The following is a 20965-nucleotide window of genomic DNA, read 5'->3' on the forward strand; positions in this document are numbered from 1 at the left end:
CCGGCATTAATAACGGATTTTCGGGTCGATGACGGCGTAAAGCACGTCGACGATCGCATTGAACAGAATGGTCAGTGCGCCCACTAAAATGGTCAGGCTCAGGACCAGTGAATAGTCACGGTTTAATGCCCCGTTAACAAACAGCTGGCCAATGCCTGGCAATCCGAAAATGCTCTCGATGACCATCGAACCGGTTATGATCCCAACGAAGGCCGGTCCCATGTATGACAATACCGGCAGCAGCGCGGGTTTCAGCGCATGGCGCAAAATGATGCGACGCAGTGGCAACCCTTTCGCACGTGCGGTACGGATGAAGTTGGAATGCAGGATTTCGATCATTGAGCCACGGGTAATACGCGCAATACTGGCAATATAAGCCAGTGACAACGCCACCATCGGCAAGATCATATATTTGGCACCACCACCATTCCAGCCGCCGCCAGGCAACCATTTAAGCGTGATGGCAAATATCAGTACCAGTAACGGCGCAACCACGAAACTGGGTATAACTACCCCGGTCATCGCCACACCCATTACCGTGTAATCCCATTTGGTGTTCTGGTTCAGTGCTGCGATAACGCCCGCACTCACTCCAAACACAATCGCCATGATAAATGCCGCCAGACCGAGTTTCGCAGAAACCGGGAAAGAGGCCGCAACCAGATCATTAACAGTGTAATCCTTATATTTGAACGACGGGCCAAAATCGCCTTTCGCCAGTTGTTCTAAATAATGGAAATATTGCTTATACATTGGGTCATTGAGGTGATATTTCGCCTCAATGTTCGCCATCACTTCTGGCGGAAGATTACGCTCACCCGTAAAAGGGCTGCCGGGTGCGAGACGCATCATAAAAAATGAAATGGTGATCAGAATGAATAGCGTCGGAATCGCTTCCAGACAGCGGCGTAAAATAAACTTTAACATTGCCCGTACCTGTTTCTAAGCCTGTCACTACAGCTTGATAGTTTTGGCTTGCTCACGGCGGCTATCGGGTGATGGCCGCCGTGGTGGCTCTTTGTTTCAGCACCGAAAACCGGCACTAAAAACATTACCTTCATCAATAAATAAGGCGCAAGGCAGCTCGGGGTTGCCTTGCCCTGACACTGATTAATTAGTGTTTGATGATGTATAAGTCTTTAACGTAGACGTTATCCTGCGGATCTTTACCGGTGTAACCGCCAACGTATGGTTTCACCAGACGCGCGTTCACGTAGTAATAAACAGGAACAATGGCAGAGTCTTTATCCAGCTGGGTTTCCGCTTTCTGATACAGCGCTGCACGTTCTTCGTCAGTTTTCACGGTCAGAGTGTCCGCGATGTCTTTATCAAAGGCAGGGCTCTTATAGTGAGCGGTATTGTTGCTGCTGTCAGACAACATGGTATTCAGGAAGGAAGAAGGTTCGTTGTAATCAGAACACCAGCCGGCACGTGCGATATCAAAGTTGCCCTGATGACGGCTGTCCAGGAAGGTTTTCCATTCCTGGTTAACGAGTTTCACGTCAACACCCAGATTTTTCTTCCAGATAGCGGCAGCGGCGATAGCCAGTTTTTTGTGCAGATCAGAGGTGTTATACAGCAATTCAAAGGTCAGCGGCTTAGCCGGGGTATAACCTGCTTCAGCCAGCAATTTTTTAGCCTGCTCGTTACGCTGCACCTGAGTCTCTTTGAACCAGGCCGGAGGCGTCAGTTTTGCACCATCAGTGTAAGGAGGAGTATAGCCATAAGCCGGCAGATCGCCCTGCGCCTTCACTTTATTCACGATGATGTCGCGATCCAGACCCAGTTTCAGGGCTTCACGGACGCGTGAATCAGTAAATGGTGCTTTCTGATTATTGATTTCGTAGTAATAAGTACACAGATACGGGTCAACGTGGACTTCGGTAGGAATTTCTTTTTTCAATTTCTGGAACAGTTCAATCGGCATGTTGTTATAAGTCATGTCGATTTCGCCGCTGCGGTAGCGGTTAACATCAGTAACTTCAGAAGAAATAGGCAGGTAAGTCACCTGATTGATCACTGTCCTGGCGTTATCCCAATAGGTCGGGCTGCGCTCAAGCACAATACGTTCGTTAACGGTCCAGGTTTTCAGTTTATACGCGCCGTTGCTCACATAGTTTTCAGGTTGGGTCCATTTGTCGCCAAATTTCTCAACTGTTTTTTTGTTTACCGGCTTCATTGCGGTGTGAGACAGCATTTTAACGAAATACGGAACCGGTTCGGTCAGCGTCACTTGCAGGGTATGATCATCGAGCGCTTTTACACCCAGAGTATCCGGGCTTTTCTTACCGGTGATGATGTCATCGATGTTTTCGATATGACCATATTGCAGATAGCTTTCGTAAGGAGAGGCGGTTTTAGGGTCAGCCAGACGCTGCCAGCTGTACACGAAATCTTCAGCTGTTACAGGATCGCCATTTGACCATTTTGCTTCCGGACGCAGGTGGAAGGTCCAGACTTTAAAATCTTTATTTTCCCAGCTGGTTGCTACACCAGGAATAACGCTGCCGTCTTTGCTGTCGGTATTCACCAGCCCCTCAAGCAAGTCACGGATAACGTTCGATTCTGGTACGCCTTCGACTTTATGCGGGTCGAGAGACTGCACTTCTGAGCCATTGTTACGAACCAGTTCTTGTTTGGCTGCCAGGGTTACACCTGCAGGTACATTAGCTGCAAATGCATTATTTACTGACACCGCGCCGACCGCAGCCATAATGCAGGCAGCCAGCAGATTTTTTTTTGTGATGTTGGTCATTTTTATTCAACTCCAGTTTTTATTATGAACTTGCACGCTCGGGTGCAAGATAAACCCTTGCTGGGCCAACGGATTTCAAAAGCAGGAACGAATTGCTCAAGAAAGGTCCCCATGTAGTGGCCATCCGCAGATGGCTGTCCCCTATTACTGCATGTATTACTCGATAACGCTGGAAACGTCAGGCTGTTGTTCGCCGTTTGGTTTCCGGGATCCTTAAGGTTGATCCCACCCCATTTGATTTACCCCGTGTACAACAAAAAAAAGTTCTGCGTCACACCGGGTAATCACATACTGTTATTCCTAACCTTAACAATATTATTTTCTTATTCACCTGACTGACAGCGATAGAAAGTCCTTCACCGTTAAGCGTGAGAATTCAATTAATGAGAAGAAGATCTGAAGATTTGTTTCGCTGAAGCGGCAGGTTCAACAAAAGGCCGTGTAATCCTGCCCGCCGAATGTCCGGCTTTCTTTTGGCAAAAAGCGCCTGATGATAATTTTGTGTTCCGCATGGCGACACGACACTCTCCAAAAACAAATAAAATGGCTTCAATCTTTCTGTCTCTAGCAAGATTCGTTCTCACTCAGAGCATTCCGCTTAACAAAATTCCATTTTTGAAGGCGATTTGAAAATTATCAGAAGCCAGATACAGGCGCCAATAAATTTTGCAAATTTGTTACGCAATTCTCTTTTACAGGTTACAAGCACACTGAGGCAGTGGCCTGAAAACAGGCTAACATATAGTTCAACTTATTGTTTTTAAGAGTTTTTATAATAATTTTCGCTGCGAAATTTACGCTACGCGTTGCTTAAGAACTCGCCTGACACAATCCGTTAACATTAAGATGTTTTCAAGGATAAACGCCTGTTAACTGCGTTGTTAACACTAATAACATCTCGATACAGCATGCACAAGCCTTACAGAATGATGTGGGCAAATTAGCGTCAAAACGGGCAGTAAAGAAGGGTATTTAGCTAAAAAATCGCTAAGTTTATTAGAAGAAATGAAGACTTGGGGTGAAAAGAATAATGAGACGACGCTTTATGCCACATTAGGGTGCAATTGCGCTTAATGAAGTCATTAGCTGCACTATATTAATGCATTACATTATAAGTGCAGGTAATAATTATCACGGAAACTCATCGCAGTTTCCGTGATAACCGATGGTTAAGAATCAAAGCAGGCCGGGGAAAATGGCCTTAATCCCTGTCACAATGAATTCGATACCCAGCGACATCAGCAAAAGTCCCATGATACGTGTAATCACGTTAATGCCGGTTTGTCCCAGTAAACGCACCAGTAAAGGTGCCGCCCTGAACAGTAACCAGCAACAGAATGCAAAGAAAATGATAGCGAGCGTCAGCCCCAGCAGATTTGGCCAGCTGTGATAGCGTGAGCTCCATACAATAGTCGAACTGATGGCGCCGGGTCCTGCCATCAGAGGCAATGCAAGTGGAACAACCCCGACATTTTCACGTATTGCTGTTTCTGATTTTTCCTGCTTGTTCTGTTTATCTTCGCCCAGTTTCCCGCTGATCATCGACATGGCAATGGTGACGACCAGAATGCCCCCCGCGATCCGGAACGAGTCAATGGAGATACCAAAAAGATGTAAAATGGCATCGCCGAGGAAAAGTGCGGTCGACAATATAATGGCAACCGACAAATTCGCCGTCATATTGGTTTTATTACGTCCGGCTGCCGCCTGATAGCTGGTCATGCTGATAAAGACAGGTAAGATCCCCACAGGGTTGACCAGTGCAAACAGCCCGACGAAGAATTTGATATACCCTGAAAAATCTAATAACGATTGGCTCACGCAGAACTCCGCACAACTATGCCAGCAGATGAAGGTTTTGATGGGCGCTAATGTACTGGAATCCCCGTAAAGGCGCCACGCCGTTTGATGGTTTTTATCACCAGATTTTCAAATAAAAGCAGTGAATACCACTTTTGTTAAAAATCATCTTTTTAATTGATAACTTTAGATACAAAACTGTATTATCCAAGAGCAAATTTGATAATCATTCTCAGGATCAAGTTGCTGAAAGGTGTCAGCATCAGTATTTAATGATCTAGATCAAATGAATACTGCCTACAAATAGGTAATCTCTGTGCATAGTCACTCAACGTTACTTGAAACATATAAACATCGGGTGATGAATGTGGTTTAAACGTTATCTGCTTTATCCGGTGCTTCACAACTGAAAGCTCTTTGAGCAAATAAAGAGACAAAGACAACTTATTGAGAATCTTAGAGTTAATTAGTTTCTCACGGTGACTGATAGCAGGTCTATACTAGTCTTTGGCAGGTTATTTACTAAAAGAGTTTAACTTTATCAGGAGAGCATTATGGCTGTAACAAATGTCGCTGAACTAAACGCACTCGTAGCTCGAGTCAAGAAGGCACAGCGCGAATATGCCAACTTCAGTCAAGAGCAGGTAGATAAGATTTTCGCTGCCGCCGCTCTGGCTGCTGCCGATTCTCGAATTCTGCTGGCTAAACTGGCTGTTGAAGAATCCGGAATGGGTATTGTTGAAGACAAAGTGATCAAAAACCACTTCGCTTCTGAATACATTTACAATGCTTACAAAGATGAAAAAACCTGTGGCATCCTGGGCCAGGATGACACCTTCGGTACCATTACTATCGCTGAGCCAATTGGCCTGATTTGCGGTATCGTCCCGACTACCAACCCAACTTCTACTGCAATTTTCAAGGCACTTATCAGCCTGAAAACACGTAACGGTATTATCTTCTCCCCACACCCACGTGCCAAAAATGCAACCAACAAGGCTGCGGATATCGTTCTGCAAGCCGCCATTGCTGCCGGTGCGCCAAAAGATATCATTGGCTGGATTGATGAACCAAGCGTAGAGCTTTCCAACCAACTGATGCACCACCCGGACCTGAACCTGATTCTCGCCACCGGCGGTCCTGGTATGGTGAAAGCAGCTTACAGCTCCGGCAAACCAGCCATTGGTGTAGGCGCGGGTAATACTCCAGTTGTAGTCGATGAAACCGCAGATATCAAACGTGTGGTGGCTTCCGTTCTGATGTCTAAAACCTTTGATAACGGTGTCATCTGTGCTTCTGAACAGTCCATCATTGTCGTTGATTCAGCTTATAACGCAGTCCGTGAACGTTTTGCTTCTCACGGTGGCTACATGCTGCAAGGTAAAGAGCTGAAAGCCGTTTCAGATATCATTCTGAAAAATGGTGGCCTCAACGCCGCTATCGTCGGTCAGCCAGCGGTGAAAATTGCTGAAATGGCTGGTATCAAAGTCCCTGCAAATACAAAAGTGCTCATCGGTGAAGTCACCGTCGTTGACGAGTCCGAACCTTTTGCGCATGAAAAACTGTCCCCTACCCTTGCTATGTATCGCGCGAAGAATTTCGAAGACGCCGTCACTAAAGCAGAGAAACTGGTAGAAATGGGCGGTATCGGCCATACCTCTTGCCTGTATACCGATCAGGACAACCAACCAGAACGTGTGAATTATTTTGGCAACAAAATGAAAACCGCACGTATTCTGATCAACACCCCGGCTTCACAGGGTGGTATCGGTGACCTCTACAACTTCAAACTTGCTCCGTCTCTGACGCTGGGTTGCGGTTCCTGGGGTGGTAACTCCATCTCCGAAAACGTCGGTCCTAAACACTTGATCAACAAGAAAACTGTAGCGAAGCGAGCAGAAAACATGTTGTGGCATAAACTTCCGAAATCTATCTACTTCCGTCGTGGCTCACTGCCAATCGCACTGGAAGAAGTGGCGACCGATGGAGCAAAACGCGCCTTCATCGTAACTGACCGCTTCCTGTTCAATAATGGCTATGCTGACCAGATCACCAGCGTTCTGAAAGGCCATGGTATTGAAACTGAAGTGTTCTTCGAAGTTGAAGCTGACCCAACGCTGAGCATTGTACGTAAAGGCGCTGAGCAGATGAACTCCTTCAAACCAGACGTTATCATCGCGCTGGGCGGTGGTTCACCGATGGATGCCGCGAAGATTATGTGGGTTCTGTATGAGCACCCGGATACTCAGTTCGAAGATTTGGCACTGCGTTTCATGGATATCCGTAAACGTATCTACAAATTCCCGAAAATGGGCGTGAAAGCGAAAATGATCGCCGTCACTACCACTTCCGGTACCGGTTCAGAAGTGACGCCATTCGCTGTGGTGACTGACGATGCAACTGGCCAGAAATATCCACTGGCAGATTATGCACTGACACCTGACATGGCTATTGTAGACGCCAACCTTGTCATGAATATGCCGAAATCACTGTGTGCCTTTGGTGGTCTGGATGCAGTGACTCATGCACTGGAAGCGTATGTTTCTGTACTGGCGAACGAATATTCCGATGGCCAGGCTCTGCAGGCACTGAAACTGCTGAAAGAAAACCTGCCAGCCAGCTATAAAGAAGGCGCAAAAAATCCGGTTGCCCGTGAACGTGTTCACAATGCGGCAACTATTGCGGGTATCGCGTTTGCGAACGCCTTCCTTGGGGTTTGTCACTCAATGGCCCATAAACTGGGTTCAGAGTTCCACATTCCACATGGTCTGGCTAACGCCATGCTGATTTCAAACGTTATCCGTTATAACGCTAACGACAACCCAACTAAACAGACTGCTTTCAGTCAGTATGACCGCCCGCAAGCGCGTCGTCGCTACGCAGAAGTCGCTGACCATTTAGGTCTGGGCGCGCCGGGTGACCGTACTGCGCAAAAAATCCAGAAACTGCTGACCTGGTTGGATGAAATCAAAGCGGAGCTGGGTATCCCAACCTCTATCCGTGAAGCAGGCGTTCAGGAAGCAGACTTCCTGGCTAAAGTAGACAAACTGTCTGAAGATGCGTTTGATGACCAGTGTACCGGTGCTAACCCACGTTACCCGCTGATCGCCGAACTGAAGCAGATTCTGATGGATACTTACTACGGCCGTGAATTCAGTGAGGACGCAGCAGAAGAAGTTGCTGCTCCGGCACCAAAAGCTGAAAAGAAAACCAGCAAAAAATAACTTGCTGAGATGCTGATAGTAAAAAACCCGCTGAAAGGCGGGTTTTTTTATGGTCCGAATTTGCGATTTATCGTTCAACAATCACTCGCAGGCCTTAGTCAACGCCCGGGGCTCAGAGAGGCTTACTTTCGTCTATGACATCACACGCAGCCATCGCTTCTTTGTAATGCTTACGGCACACCGAAACATAGCGTTCATCACCACCAATAACGACCTGTGCGCCATCATGCAAGGCGTTACCGTTCTCATCCAGTCTGAGATTGCGGTTAGCCTTGCGGCCACAATGGCAAATGGTTTTAAGTTCAACCAGCTTATCTGCCCAGGCCAGCAAATATTCGCTGCCTTCGAAAAGTTCTCCACGAAAATCCGTTCTCAGACCATAACAAAGTACCGGCACATCCAGATCGTCTACAACGTCCGTAAGCTGCGATACCTGTGCTTTAGTGAGAAACTGGCACTCATCAATCAGAACGCAGCTTAAACGCTGTGTGCGGTTCTCCTGTGCCACCAGATTAAAGAGTTCGGTCTCCCTGTTGTAAAGCTCCGCAGGCGAAGACAAACCGATTCGTGAGCTGACTTTACCCAAACCATACCGGTTGTCGAGTTCTGCCGTTAGCACCAGCGTGCGCATTCCACGTTCTTGATAATTATATGAAGATTGCAGTAACGAGGTAGACTTACCGGCATTCATCGCCGAGTAATAGAAATAAAGCTGAGCCATAAAAGAGTGACCCCATAATGTAATGGATGGCATAAATTTTCGGCATGTATTGTATCACATGCCTGCCAGACTATAACAACGGCCGGATAGCGCTCATGGCCTGCCCCCGCAAGACATTCACTCCGGGTAAAATCACAGAAACTTACAATGAAAAATTATAACGGTATGAGATAATTATTCCCTGCGGTCAAGCCAGAATACCCGCAATAAAAGGGGAGTTAATATGTCTTCATTGGCGAGTAAGGATTTGTCTATACATTAAAGAAGTCGATGGAAATGCTACCCACAAAGAATCATTTTTCTGAGTTCGTACTTCGTCCGCCCGCTCTTTTTTCATATCCTTACATTACATGGCTTCACGGATGCTTTAATTTTATGAACAATAACTGCCTTAAAAAACTACTTACACAAACCGTCAACAATCCTCAACAGGGTATTGAAATTAGGGTTATCACCCCCAGATAAATAGCGCTAAGCAGCCTGGCTATATTTCGTAGTGACTAAACATTATTTGCTTTAAATGCGTAAATTAAGGTCAGGCAAACAAATTCGCTATTGCAGAATACAGAAGAGCATTCTATTATTATCCAAACGCCCCCCACCAATATAATTCGAGACTAGTATAATGAGCGAAGCATTAAAGATTCTGAACAACATCCGTACTCTGCGTGCACAAGCGAGAGAATGCACTCTGGAAACTCTGGAAGAGATGCTGGAAAAATTAGAAGTTGTTGTGAACGAGCGTCGTGAAGAAGATTCTCAGGCAGCTGCAGAGATTGAAGAGCGCACCCGTAAACTGCAACAATACCGCGAAATGCTGATTGCTGACGGTATCGATCCTAACGAATTGCTGCAAACGATGGCTGCGACTAAAGCGACCGGTAAAACAAAACGTGCAGCACGTCCGGCTAAATACAAATACGTTGATGAGAACGGCGAAAACAAAACCTGGACAGGCCAGGGTCGTACTCCAGCTGTAATCAAGAAAGCAATCGAAGAGCAAGGCAAGTCACTGGACGATTTCCTGCTGTAATTGCCAACATTAACGTCACTGTTAATGCTAAAAAGCCCATCGCTCTGATGGGCTTTTTGTTTTATTACGCTGTAACATTGATCCGGCAAATAAAAAACTGACACAGCCTGTTGCATAAACATCCATAAGATTTAACTGATTCCATTAAAAAAGGCCGCATTTGCGACCTTTGGGAAAACAATACAATATTAAATCTGATAAAAGTCGCGATACCAGTCCACAAAGCGCTGTACGCCCTGCTCTACAGGCGTTTCAGGCTTGAAGTCAATAGCCTTAGCCAGAGGCAACGTGTCTGCGCTGGTCTCGTGTACATCGCCTGGCTGCATTGGCAGCATATTCTTACCTGCAACTATTCCCAACGCCTTTTCCAGCGCACTGATATACGTCATCAGCTTCACCGGGTTACTGTTGCCTATATTATAAACGCAATAAGGCGCGGAACTGCTGGCTGGCGAGCCGCCTTCTACCGTCCAGTCTGGATCCGCTTGCGGAATAACGTCTTGTAAACGAACAATGGCTTCGGCGATATCATCGATATAAGTAAAGTCACGACGCATTTCGCCATGGTTATAAACATCTATGTTTTGCCCGCCAAGTATTGCTTTGGTGAACTTGAACAATGCCATGTCCGGGCGCCCCCACGGGCCATATACAGTAAAGAAACGTAACCCGGTGGTGGGAATTTTATAAAGATGTGAATAGGTATGAGCCATTAATTCATTGGCTTTTTTCGTAGCCGCATACAGCGAAACAGGATGATCGACAGAATCATCCGTTGAAAAAGGCTGTTTTTTGTTCAGACCGTACACTGAACTGGAAGAAGCATAAAGCAAATGCCCGGCGTTATTATGACGACATCCTTCCAGGACGTTAACAAATCCTATGAGGTTGGAATCGGCATAAGCCAGAGGGTTTTCGATAGAATATCGGACACCGGCCTGCGCAGCTAAATGGATAACACGTTCAAACCTCTGTTCCGCAAACAATGCGGCCATGCCCTCACGATCGGCTAAATCCAGCTTAATAAACTCAAAGCCATCTTTATTTTCCAGCTGAGCGAGACGGGCCAGTTTCAGATTGACGTCATAGTAGTCATTCAGATTATCAATGCCGATAACGCAATGACCTGCTGCCAGCAAACGTTGTGACACAAAGAAGCCAATAAAGCCCGCTGCGCCAGTGACCAGATATTTCATGCAAACTCCTTACAGAACCGGATTGATTGATGCACCACGACCTATGCCGTAGTAAGTAAATCCGCGTTTCTCCAAACGTTCAGGATCGAATAAATTACGACCATCAAAGATAACCGGCTCTTTTAACGCTTTTTTGATCACATCAAAATCCGGAGCACGGAAGTTCTGCCATTCCGTACAAATAATCAGCGCATCGGCATTATGCAATGCAGATTCTTTGGTTCCCATCAATTCCAGATCATCACGGTGACCGTAGATCCGCTGCGTTTCGTTCATGGCTTCCGGATCATAGGCTTTGATTTTCGCGCCCGCTGCCCAGAGTTGTTCCATTAATACGCGACTCGATGCTTCACGCATGTCATCGGTATTTGGCTTAAATGACAGCCCCCACAGTGCAAAGGTTTTCCCTTTAAGGTCATCGCCGAAGTGGCGCTGAATGAAAGCAGGCAATTTATATTTTTGCTGGTAATTGACTTGTTCCACAGCCTGCAACAATTTCGGCTGATAGCCAATGTGTTCAGCAGTGCGGATTAACGCCTGGACGTCCTTAGGGAAACAGGAACCACCGTAGCCGCAGCCAGGATAGATAAAGTGATAACCAATGCGTGAATCAGAACCGATGCCCTGACGGACTTTCTCGATATCCGCACCCAGCATTTCTGCCAGATTAGACATTTCATTCATGAAACTGATTTTGGTTGCCAGCATACAGTTGGCAGCATATTTAGTCAGTTCTGCACTGCGGATATCCATCAGGATCATGCGATCGTGATTACGATTAAAAGGTTCGTAAAGTTCACGGATCGGATCAATAGCGTCAGGATTATCCGTACCGATAACAATACGTTCAGGTCGCATACAGTCTGCGACTGCCGCCCCTTCTTTGAGGAATTCAGGGTTAGAGACAACATCGAAGCTGATGTCCACGCCGCGTTCTTTGAGTTTCTCTGTCATCACTGCACGGACTTTATCCGCAGTACCCACCGGAACGGTGGATTTATCGATAACCACTTTTGGTCCGGTCATATGCTCAGCAATCGTACGCGCAACGGCAGTCACATATTTCAGATCAGCGGAACCATCTTCATCAGGTGGGGTACCCACCGCGATGAATTGTACCGTTGCATGCGCTACACCTTCAGCCGCATTGGTGCTGAACAGCAAACGCCCTGCTTCATAGTTGCTCTGAACCAGCGGTGTCAGGCCCGGTTCAAAAATTGGGATCAGCCCGTTTTTCAGGTTTTCTACTTTCTTTGCATCTACATCGATACACAAAACTTCATGCCCAACTTCAGCAAGAACCGCCGCCTGAACAAGTCCGACGTAACCGATACCAAAAACTGTTACTTTCATCAGCGAATTCCTATTTGTTATTTTAAACAATGTAAAATAGACAGCCAAATTTTCCGGAACGGATTATAACAGTTTCAGGCACAAGTGCGCCTGGAAAGGCATATTTTGCATTGAGATACGTCTTAGAAGATTGAAATAATGTATGAAGGTAAAACATCGTGCGGGGAAAATGCTCAGGATTATTAATAAATTATTATCAATAGTAATAGATTTGCTCAATCAGCAGACAGCATTAATCTCAGACGCCCACCCGAACCCCAGACCTGACATTGCCAGGCATCACATTTCTGACTGATTTGATTGGAGTATGTGGCGCCGGTGGTGCCGAGCGGCACACCATTGCTAAGCTGGATCATATTGGTGCCGGTATTGACTGTGGCATGTAATCCCGCTGAAACCAGAATGAGATTCTTATACTCGGCATGATAATAGCCCAGCAATAATGGGAATTGTCCGTCGAGATTTGCCTGCTTGAATAAATGATTGACCTGTTTAAGCAGCGTCGACATTTGCGGTAACCGCTGATGCTGATCACTTAAGTGCTCACGTAATAAGCTGTTAAAAATAGCCCGCAGCAAGAGTGCAGCCAGTACCCCATTCTCGTTGGCCCGGGTCACATCCAGACAATAGAAACCGAGATCTTTGGAAGAAAGCGCGGCGATATCCAGCACCAGCCCCGGACTTTCTGCTGACGTCAGTTGCCGGTAATTGATGCGGCAATGCGCCAGCTTCTGCTGAACGGGTGGCTGTAATTCCTGCAACAAGCGCTGTGCTTCGTTGGGATTCCGGCACAGCGCTTCCCAGTCCTGAACCAGTGAGCTTTCCTCCATAGCCTGTGATGAAAAAAGCTTCGGGTATAAAGAAGAAAGTAACGCCTCGCGTAACCGGTTAAGATCGTTTATGGGTTTGAGGAGGACATCTTCCACACCGAGCCGCAGCATTGATGCAACATCTGTCATTTTATCAGTGGCGGAAATCACCAGAACAGGGATTTTACTCCCCTGTAATCGCAGGTTTTCGACGAACTCCATCCCTCCCATCTCAGGCATCGCTAAATCGCAGAGGATCAGGTCAGGCGGGTAATCTTCGACCAGAGACAAAGCCTCAAGGCCATTTTCGGCCTCCGTGAATGTCGCACCCAGGGAACTTACATAGCCGGCAAGTATAGATCGGAAAACGGCTTCGTCTTCAACGATGAGAATATGCTTGCTTGTAAGTGGCTTGTCCATCAGGGTCCCCCAGTATTTCTTATTCTAATAGTGGCTCATAAAGCCTGTTTTTGCTTGGCAGAATTGTCAGATTAGGCCAAACACATTTTAAGCCATTCAGAACTGTCTATTTTTAATCAGGGGCAGCAACTGATCTCTCTGTTTTTCAACGGCAAGACGCCCGGCCTCGATCGCTTCTTCCGCCCGATGAAAATCCAGCGTTGAGATTTGCGGACAATAAGGCTGGATCAGCACATCCGGCGGGTCGCCTGCCATGCGGTTACGCTTGAGCCGGTTTTCCAGCACCTGAATGGACGTCGACATTATTTCCATAGCCGAGGGGCTGACGTTAGGTTTTCGGGCATTTGGCCGGGTTAAACGCTGGCGTATTCTGTCACGCCAACTTACTTCTGTCTCAGTATCCAGTGCTTCGCCTGTCGGTTGTACCGTCAGCAAATCTTGCTGCATCAGATGCGCGTCGTGCTGAAGATCGACGGCGATAACGATATCCGCGCCAAGCGCGCGGGTCAGCGAAACCGGCACAGGATTCACTACCGCCCCGTCAACCAGCCAGTAACCGTTATGCCAGACCGGTGCCAGCAGCCCGGGCATACTGCATGAGGCGCGGATAGCCTCATGCAAATCCCCTTTTGTCAGCCACAGTTCGCGGCCGGTGCTCAGATTAGTGGCCACTGCGCCAAACTTCTTCGAGCACTTTTCAAACTCATCAATGCGGATTAACTGCCCCACGGCATTGAATACACGCTCTCCGCGCAATAATCCTCCGCGCTTCCAGGAAAAATCCATCAGCCGCAGCACGTCCCAGTAACTGAACGAACGAACCCAGTTTTCTATTGCCGGCAATCTGTCACTGACATAGGCTGCGCCGACCAGTGCACCGACCGAACAACCCGCCACGACATCGACGTCGATATCCATTTCTTTCAGGGCATTAATCACACCGATGTGCGCCCACCCTTTCGCGGCTCCTGAGCCGAGGGCAAGACCAATGGTGACTTTTCTGCTCATCTGATGACCTTATATTGCACATCGCGTTAGAATCAGCGGGCAAGCGCATTGTCACCCGGCGAGTTTGTTAGGTAACATATCAGTTTGGTGCATTCAATAGCGCAACCTGCGTTGTTAAATGTATTAGCCCTGAGATGCAGGAGTTTCCGTGTCAGAACTTTGCCCATGTTGCAGCAGCCTTTCCTTCGAAGAGTGCTGCCAGCCATACATCGCTGAGCGTAAAGTGGCGCCGACACCGTCTGCGCTGATGCGCTCGCGTTACACCGCCTATGCCCTGAAAAATGCGAGTTATCTGATCGCCACCTGGCACCCGGATTGTCAAGCAGAGCAATGGCGCAACAGTTTACAGGAAGGCTTCACCACTACCCACTGGCGCGGTTTGCAGGTCATCGGCCAGTCAGACGGGCGTCATGCAGATGAAGGTTTTGTTGAGTTTGCCGCGCGGTTTACCGAAACCGGCGATGAACATATTCATCTGATCCACGAGCGTTCGCGATTTCTTCGTTTGAACGAACGCTGGTACTATATCGACGGAATTAAACCGCAGACAGGCCGCAATGACGCCTGCCCGTGCGGATCGGGTAAAAAATATAAGAAGTGCTGCGGTAAATAATTCAACCGTATTATTTTAAGTCTTGGACAGGATCCACACCCTCATGCCGCAACAGAACGTACAAACCAAGGTATTACGCACCATTTGCCCTGACGCAAAAGGTCTGATCGCCAAAATCACCAACATTTGCTACAAGCACGAACTTAATATCGTGCAGAACAATGAATTCGTCGATCACCGCACCGGGCGCTTCTTTATGCGTACCGAGCTGGAAGGGATTTTCAATGACACCACATTGCTGGCTGATCTCGACAGTGCGCTGCCAGCGGGCTCCGTGCGTGAACTGAACAGCACCGGCCGCCGCCGTATCGTGATCCTGGTGACCAAAGAAGCCCATTGTCTGGGCGATCTGCTGATGAAAGCCGCTTACGGTGGTCTGGATGTCGAAATCGCCGCTGTGATCGGTAACCACGATACCCTGCAAACGCTGGTTGAGCGCTTCGATATTCCGTTCCATCTGGTCAGCCATGACGGCCTGACCCGCGAACAGCATGACAGCGCGATGATTGCGCAAATTGATCAGTATCAGCCGGATTATGTGGTGCTGGCTAAATACATGCGTGTGCTGACGCCGGGCTTTGTGCAACATTATCCGCATCAGGTGATCAACATACACCACTCATTCCTGCCGGCATTTATTGGTGCCCGCCCGTATCATCAGGCGTACGAGCGCGGCGTGAAACTGATTGGTGCCACCGCGCATTACGTGAATGATAACCTGGATGAGGGTCCGATCATCATGCAGGACGTGATTAACGTCGATCATACTTATACCGCAGAAGATATGATGCGTGCCGGGCGCGATGTGGAGAAAAATGTGCTTAGCCGCGCGTTATACCGCGTACTGGCGCAACGTGTCTTCGTTTACGGCAACCGCACTGTCATTCTGTAATCCGCCTTGTGACGGTGCTTTTCGTTCAGAGAAGCACCGTTAAGAACAAAAAACCCGCAAACAAACTTTATTATCGCTTTCAGCGCTTTACAGCCCCGAACCATTTGGTATTATGCGCCCCGTTCGCAGCTAACCGCTGCAGCGACAAAAATCATCCATGTAGCACATGATGGTTTTGGCCAGAAAGTATGTAGTAAATGCCACAAAAATTGTGGTGGGGTTCCCGAGCGGCCAAAGGGAGCAGACTGTAAATCTGCCGTCATCGACTTCGAAGGTTCGAATCCTTCCCCCACCACCATCTTCAAGATATTCCCGCTTCTTCCGAAAATTCCAAACTAAAATAAAAATACAAATCGGGAAGGATAGAGAACCTTCGACCCGAAGGTTTGAGCCGAGCGAAGCGAGACAGCGTTGCGCAGCAACGACCCGCAGGGCGAGGCCACAGGCCGAGTCATCCTTCCCCCACCACCATCTTCAAAAGTCCCCTTCGTTTCCCACCAGGCTGAGCATTACCCGTCAAACCTGAACAAAATGTCCTGCTGACACTTCCTGATATTGCCGTTGCGGCGGAATGTAGCCGTTATCACGCACCGGGCTTTTCAGCTCATCGACCTGCATTTGACGTTTCAGCATTCTGCGCGACGGATCAGGTACCGGCACTGACGCCATTAATTTTCGTGTATATGCATGCTGCGGATTATCAAATATCGCTGCGCGCGGGCCGATCTCTACAATCTCACCCAGATACATCACCGCCACGCGATGGCTCACCCGCTCGACCACTGCCATATCGTGCGAAATAAACAGGTAGGAAAGATGCATGCTTTCCTGCAAATCGAGCAACAAATTCACCACCTGCGCTTTCACCGACACATCCAGCGCGGATACCGATTCATCGGCGACAATCACTTTCGGATCGAGCGTCAGTGCGCGCGCAATACAAATTCGCTGGCGCTGACCACCGGAAAACTCATGTGGAAAACGACGCAACATATCCGGCGACAATCCGACTTTTTGCAGCAACGACGCGGCTTTCTCTTTTGCATCGCTGCGGTTATGCAGTTTATGTTGCAGCATAGGTTCGATCAGCGCGTCACCAATGCGCATACGCGGATTCAGGCTGGCAAACGGATCCTGAAATATCATCTGAATGCGCTGCCGCATCTGTAAAATATCGCACCGGCCCAGATTCATTACATCAAAACCGTCGAAATCAATTGCACCGCTGTGTGGTTTCAGCAGCCGTGTTACCGCACGTCCGGTCGTCGATTTTCCGCAACCGGATTCCCCGACCAGCGACAGCGTTTCACCCGGATATAAATCAAAGCTGATATTTTCTACCGCGTGAACCGCCCCAACCTGACGGCTAAATATGCCGCCATACACCGGAAAACGTGCACTGAGATTTTTCACCGAGAGCAATGGCGTCAGCCCCGAACCGACCGTTTCTGCCACTTCCGTTGGCTCGCGTGTTTCACCGGTTTGCAAATTAATTTGCGGGAAACGCAACGGCCAGGCACGCCCCTGCATCGACCCAAGTTTCGGTACGGCGGCCAGCAAAGCGCGGGTATAAGGATGCTGCGGGCGATGAAAAATCTCCTCCGTGACCCCGCTTTCCACCGCCTCACCGCGATACATCACCAGCGTGCGGTCTGCGATTTCAGCCACCACGCCCATATCATGCGTGATAAACAACACCGCCATCCCTTCTTCTTCCTGCAACGTTTTAATCAGATCCAGAATTTGCCCCTGAATCGTCACATCCAGCGCCGTCGTGGGTTCATCGGCGATCAGTAGCTTAGGTTTCAGCGCCAGTGCCATCGCAATCATCACGCGCTGACGCATACCGCCGGAAAACTGATGCGGATACTCGTCGAAACGCGCGTTGGCATTCGGGATCCTGACTTTCTCCAGCAAACGCAGGGTTTCCGCCCGCGCCTGAGCGGATGACATGCCCCGGTGCCGTTTGAGGCTTTCCGCGATTTGTCTGCCGATACTGAATGTCGGATTCAGCGACGTCATCGGCTCCTGAAAAATCATCGCCATGTCGTTGCCCCGGATATCGCGCATCTGCTTATCAGAAAGCGCCAGCAAACTGCGCTGATTCAGCCAGACTTCACCTTCAATTTTACTGCCCTGCGCTTTAAGCAAACGCATCACCGACAGCGATGTCACGCTTTTCCCCGAGCCGGATTCGCCGACGATCGCCAGCGTCTCGCCGGGATAGACATCAAACGACAAATCACGTACCACCGGCAACCAGTCGTCTTCGCCGCGAAATGAGGTAGTGAGATGTTTCACGCTCAGCACGGGCTGACGGTTTTCCGGTTGTCCGCGGGTCGGGTTCATTTCATTTGCTCCTGGAAGAAAGCTGCACCTGCGGCGCGTAGCTGAAGTTACGGTCAAACGGGAAGGTTTTACGCGGTTTGCGCAGGCGCGGCAGGCGTTCGACAAACTGATCGACCACGCCGTTAGACAGCGCCATCAGATTCGGGCTGGCAAGCGGGGCCAGTTCCGGCGACAGATAGCCGGATTTAACAACAACAATATCTGCGGTATACGGATCCAGTCCCAGCACGGTGAAATCGCTGATGTTGTGATAGGGGCGACGACGCGCCGAAACGACCACGTCAATCCCGCCGATACGAAGTACCGCCTGACGGTCAGCCGGAGTCAGTGCATCGAGCAGGAAGATAACGTCGAATTCGCCTTTCACCTGCGGGCTGGAATGATCGAGTGACGCGCCGAGTGTCAGCATCAGTGTTGATCCGACACCGGCATTGAATGCCGCGTCGGTGGCCGGGGCATCGGCAATACCGGCCACAATCGTATTCTGCGCATACTGTTTGATCAGCTCCTGCAACACATCGGCGCGATCGCCAACGCCACCGCCGGTCGGATTATCGCCGGAATCCGCCAGCACCACCGGCCGAGTTTCACTGGCAATGGCCTTTTTCACACAGGCTTCCACGGTGTCGGTTTCACAGCCAAACACAAAATCTTCACGGGCGTCCCAGTAAGCCTGTGCCAGTTGCGTGGCCTGCTGTTCCAGCACGGTGCGGTCGGTCCCGGTCATGATTACGGCGGCGGTCGCTCGCGGCTCATCCGCCCACACGTAACCGACCATCAGCGAACTGTCCCAGACGCCTTCCACTTCATCCATTTCCGGCAGGCGGGCGTATAAACTTTTCGCCGGTTCATCTTCCGTGCTGGTCCGCTCACCTGGCAACACTACCGGTACCGGCACCCACAGCAATGTTGGTTTCACGCCACTTTGCAGATGCTTCACCAGCATGGCGACAGAACGGCGCATGGTTTCTTCCACATCAATATGCGGCGCGGTGCGGTAGGTCGAAAACATATCAATGGCGTCAATAATGCGCTGTGAAACATTCCCGTGCAGATCGTAACTGACACTGATCGGGCAATCAGGCCCGACGGCTTTGCGCGCCGCAGCAATCCAGTCACCTTCAGCATCTTCTAATCCTTCAACATACATCGCGCCATGCATCGCCAGATACAAACCGTCAAACGGTTGTTGCGCTTCCAGCCCTGCCAGCATTTCCGCTTTGAATTTATCGTAAGTGGCACGGGCTACCGGTCCGCCGGCGATAGCACGGGCGTGAATGGTCGGTAAAAAGGTGGCCGGATAGTCCTGTAAAAAACGAAAGCGCGGTGACGCCAGCAACTGCGCATCCCGCACGACAGTGAAATCCCTTTCCTCGTTAAGCACCGGATTGTAAGTACTGCATTCAATGTGGATACCGCTGACAGCTATACGCATATTGCTCATTCCTCAGACAGGCTTCAGACCGACCAGAAAGCGGTGGGCAGCAATGCTTGCTGCCGCGCGCGCCCAGGTGTCGTCGTTTAGGGTAAAAGTGCGGACGGGCGTTTTACCGGCATTGCCCGGCAAGACGTTGGCTTCAACGGACTGATGCATAACCGTGCCAAACAGCCCGGAAAAATCGGCGTCCTGATGTGCAATCAGGATCAAATCCGGATCATTGATTTGAATCAGGTGCGATATCGCTAAGCCGAGCGCAGAACCCGCACGGTGCAAAATGCGGATCGCCGCACTCTGGCCCTGCATCGCCAGTTGTTCAAGCCCGCCGATGGTGGTGACCTCCAGCCCTTCGGCTTTAGCCATGTCGGCAATGGCATTGAGTGAGGCTAACGTATCAAGGCAACCCCGCTTGCCACAGCGACACGGCGAACCGTTCAGCTCCAGCGTGCAGTGCGCGATTTCCCCTGCTCCGCCGTGTAACCCCCGATGTAACTGCCCGGCGATGAAATGTGCGCTGCCAATCCCCGCGCCGTGACTGACCAGCGTAAAGCTGCTCAGATCCCGCGCCTGACCGAAGCTTTTTTCGCTCACCGCCAGCGCTTTGGCATCATTTTCAATCGCCACATCCATGCCGGTCGCCTGTGAAATCAGCTTCGCCAGCGGCACATCCCGCCAGCCCAGCAATGCCGACTGCACGCAGGTTGACTGATGTTCATCAATCAGTCCGGATAGTGTCACACCAAGCCCGACCAGCTTTTTCGCCGCTTCGGGATGTGGCCCGAGCAATACCGGTAATGCGCTGGCGATATTCGCCGCCAGTTGTTGAGGATCCGTACCGGCCGCGAACGACACACGTGACAGTATTTCGCCATGCAGATTAATCAGCGCCATCTGCGCCGGATTTTGCAGCAAAGATACCCCGGCAAACCACGCGCCGTCAGGATGGACGACCAGACGCACGGAAGGTCTCCCCTGCCCGCTGCCCGGCACCGTTTCCGCCTCATGCAGGAAACCGGCCTCAATCATCTCGCGTACCACGCCACCGATGGCCGCTTTACTCATCCCTGAGAACTGCGCCAGTTCGGTACGGCTTAAACCGCCTGCGGCATTCACTGCACCCAAAATCTGACGTTGCAAAGTTGTTAGCATATTCGTTTTGGCGCTCTCAGTTTTCGCTCATCTGCATTGACATTAAACGGTAGAAATGGATATATCAATGCTAATTAGTTCACAAATTAAACTAAATGTTTGGATATAAGTATTTCATATGAACTATTTGTTAAATCTGTTTGTTAAAACAAACTGTCATTAAAACCGGCGTTTTACCGAACCGGCAGAATAAATCAGAGCCATT

The 20965-nt window shown here is 49.4% G+C and carries 15 protein-coding genes, 1 tRNA gene and 1 other RNA gene; 6 read left to right on the forward strand and 11 right to left on the reverse strand.

The features are described from left to right. Positions 1–6 precede the first annotated feature (6 nt). The 3 genes from oppB to ETV65_RS03630 form a co-directional block, all read right to left on the reverse strand. On the reverse strand, positions 7–927 hold the full coding sequence (gene oppB, locus ETV65_RS03620; RefSeq protein WP_013575945.1) for an oligopeptide ABC transporter permease OppB: 921 nt from the start codon (positions 925–927) through the stop codon (positions 7–9). 187 nt (positions 928–1114) lie between these two features. Next, entirely contained in the window at positions 1115–2755 is a 1641-nt protein-coding gene (gene oppA, locus ETV65_RS03625; protein WP_129951611.1) for an oligopeptide ABC transporter substrate-binding protein OppA, read from the reverse strand. 1176 nt (positions 2756–3931) lie between these two features. Then, positions 3932–4576 carry a YchE family NAAT transporter gene (locus ETV65_RS03630; RefSeq protein WP_013575947.1) on the reverse strand — a complete coding sequence of 215 codons (645 nt, stop codon included), beginning with the start codon at positions 4574–4576 and terminating at the stop codon, positions 3932–3934. Positions 4577–5109: 533 nt separating this feature from the next. Here ETV65_RS03630 and adhE point away from each other — a divergent pair. Further along, positions 5110–7779 (forward strand): bifunctional acetaldehyde-CoA/alcohol dehydrogenase, encoded by a 2670-nt coding sequence (adhE, locus tag ETV65_RS03635; RefSeq protein WP_129951612.1) that lies wholly within the window; start codon positions 5110–5112, stop codon positions 7777–7779. A gap of 112 nt (positions 7780–7891) precedes the next feature. On the opposite strand, the gene ETV65_RS03640 is transcribed toward adhE, so the two are convergent. After that, complete coding sequence (locus ETV65_RS03640; RefSeq protein WP_129951613.1) at positions 7892–8500, reverse strand: thymidine kinase; 609 nt, start codon at positions 8498–8500, stop codon at positions 7892–7894. 625 nt (positions 8501–9125) lie between these two features. Between ETV65_RS03640 and hns the strand changes: the two genes are divergently transcribed. After that, a complete protein-coding gene (hns, locus tag ETV65_RS03645; RefSeq protein ID WP_129951614.1) occupies positions 9126–9533 on the forward strand; it encodes a histone-like nucleoid-structuring protein H-NS in 408 nt (135 codons plus the stop codon). 188 nt (positions 9534–9721) lie between these two features. On the opposite strand, the gene ETV65_RS03650 is transcribed toward hns, so the two are convergent. From ETV65_RS03650 to rssA, 4 genes are all read right to left on the reverse strand, one after another. Further along, on the reverse strand, positions 9722–10729 hold the full coding sequence (locus ETV65_RS03650; protein WP_129951615.1) for an NAD-dependent epimerase: 1008 nt from the start codon (positions 10727–10729) through the stop codon (positions 9722–9724). A gap of 9 nt (positions 10730–10738) precedes the next feature. Next, positions 10739–12082 (reverse strand): UDP-glucose/GDP-mannose dehydrogenase family protein, encoded by a 1344-nt coding sequence (locus ETV65_RS03655; RefSeq protein ID WP_129951616.1) that lies wholly within the window; start codon positions 12080–12082, stop codon positions 10739–10741. A gap of 215 nt (positions 12083–12297) precedes the next feature. After that, positions 12298–13311 carry a two-component system response regulator RssB gene (rssB, locus tag ETV65_RS03660; protein WP_129951617.1) on the reverse strand — a complete coding sequence of 338 codons (1014 nt, stop codon included), beginning with the start codon at positions 13309–13311 and terminating at the stop codon, positions 12298–12300. 96 nt (positions 13312–13407) lie between these two features. Then, the gene (rssA, locus tag ETV65_RS03665; protein ID WP_129951618.1) at positions 13408–14319 is read right to left on the reverse strand and encodes a patatin-like phospholipase RssA; all 912 of its coding nucleotides are present in this window, start codon (positions 14317–14319) and stop codon (positions 13408–13410) included. Positions 14320–14467: 148 nt separating this feature from the next. Between rssA and ETV65_RS03670 the strand changes: the two genes are divergently transcribed. From ETV65_RS03670 to ETV65_RS03685, 4 genes are all read left to right on the forward strand, one after another. Further along, positions 14468–14932, forward strand: a complete 465-nt coding sequence (locus tag ETV65_RS03670; RefSeq protein WP_129951619.1) for a YchJ family protein — start codon at positions 14468–14470, stop codon at positions 14930–14932. A 43-nt stretch (positions 14933–14975) separates the two neighbouring features. Beyond that, a complete protein-coding gene (purU, locus tag ETV65_RS03675; protein WP_013575956.1) occupies positions 14976–15824 on the forward strand; it encodes a formyltetrahydrofolate deformylase in 849 nt (282 codons plus the stop codon). 213 nt (positions 15825–16037) lie between these two features. Continuing rightward, positions 16038–16122, forward strand: a tRNA-Tyr gene (locus tag ETV65_RS03680). A gap of 43 nt (positions 16123–16165) precedes the next feature. Next, positions 16166–16295, forward strand: a non-coding RNA gene (locus ETV65_RS03685) — RtT sRNA. Positions 16296–16340: 45 nt separating this feature from the next. Here the strand turns inward: ETV65_RS03685 and ETV65_RS03690 are convergent. Genes ETV65_RS03690 through ETV65_RS03700 form a run of 3 tightly spaced genes read right to left on the reverse strand, consistent with a single transcriptional unit; the run spans position 16341 to position 20760 of the window. Further along, positions 16341–18173: an ABC transporter ATP-binding protein gene (locus ETV65_RS03690; RefSeq protein ID WP_129951620.1), complete on the reverse strand. Its 1833-nt coding sequence runs from the start codon at positions 18171–18173 to the stop codon at positions 16341–16343. A gap of 1 nt (position 18174) precedes the next feature. After that, a complete protein-coding gene (locus ETV65_RS03695) occupies positions 18175–19608 on the reverse strand; it encodes a M81 family metallopeptidase (RefSeq protein WP_129951621.1) in 1434 nt (477 codons plus the stop codon). 12 nt (positions 19609–19620) lie between these two features. Beyond that, positions 19621–20760, reverse strand: coding sequence for an ROK family transcriptional regulator (locus ETV65_RS03700; protein ID WP_129951622.1), 1140 nt, complete (start codon positions 20758–20760; stop codon positions 19621–19623). Positions 20761–20965 lie beyond the last annotated feature (205 nt).

The sequence above is a fragment of the Rahnella sp. RFA10(1/100) genome (assembly GCF_004195115.1).
Lineage (GTDB): Bacteria > Pseudomonadota > Gammaproteobacteria > Enterobacterales > Enterobacteriaceae > Rahnella > Rahnella perminowiae.

Coding starts and splice junctions, on each gene's coding strand:
- rssB (WP_129951617.1), bottom strand. CDS start 13,311: ATGGACAAGCCACTTACAAGCAAGCATATTCTCATCGTTGAAGACGAA.
- ETV65_RS03655 (WP_129951616.1), bottom strand. CDS start 12,082: ATGAAAGTAACAGTTTTTGGTATCGGTTACGTCGGACTTGTTCAGGCG.
- ETV65_RS03640 (WP_129951613.1), bottom strand. CDS start 8,500: ATGGCTCAGCTTTATTTCTATTACTCGGCGATGAATGCCGGTAAGTCT.
- ETV65_RS03650 (WP_129951615.1), bottom strand. CDS start 10,729: ATGAAATATCTGGTCACTGGCGCAGCGGGCTTTATTGGCTTCTTTGTG.
- ETV65_RS03690 (WP_129951620.1), bottom strand. CDS start 18,173: ATGAACCCGACCCGCGGACAACCGGAAAACCGTCAGCCCGTGCTGAGC.
- oppB (WP_013575945.1), bottom strand. CDS start 927: ATGTTAAAGTTTATTTTACGCCGCTGTCTGGAAGCGATTCCGACGCTA.
- purU (WP_013575956.1), top strand. CDS start 14,976: ATGCCGCAACAGAACGTACAAACCAAGGTATTACGCACCATTTGCCCT.
- ETV65_RS03700 (WP_129951622.1), bottom strand. CDS start 20,760: ATGCTAACAACTTTGCAACGTCAGATTTTGGGTGCAGTGAATGCCGCA.
- oppA (WP_129951611.1), bottom strand. CDS start 2,755: ATGACCAACATCACAAAAAAAAATCTGCTGGCTGCCTGCATTATGGCT.
- hns (WP_129951614.1), top strand. CDS start 9,126: ATGAGCGAAGCATTAAAGATTCTGAACAACATCCGTACTCTGCGTGCA.
- adhE (WP_129951612.1), top strand. CDS start 5,110: ATGGCTGTAACAAATGTCGCTGAACTAAACGCACTCGTAGCTCGAGTC.
- ETV65_RS03695 (WP_129951621.1), bottom strand. CDS start 19,608: ATGCGTATAGCTGTCAGCGGTATCCACATTGAATGCAGTACTTACAAT.
- rssA (WP_129951618.1), bottom strand. CDS start 14,319: ATGAGCAGAAAAGTCACCATTGGTCTTGCCCTCGGCTCAGGAGCCGCG.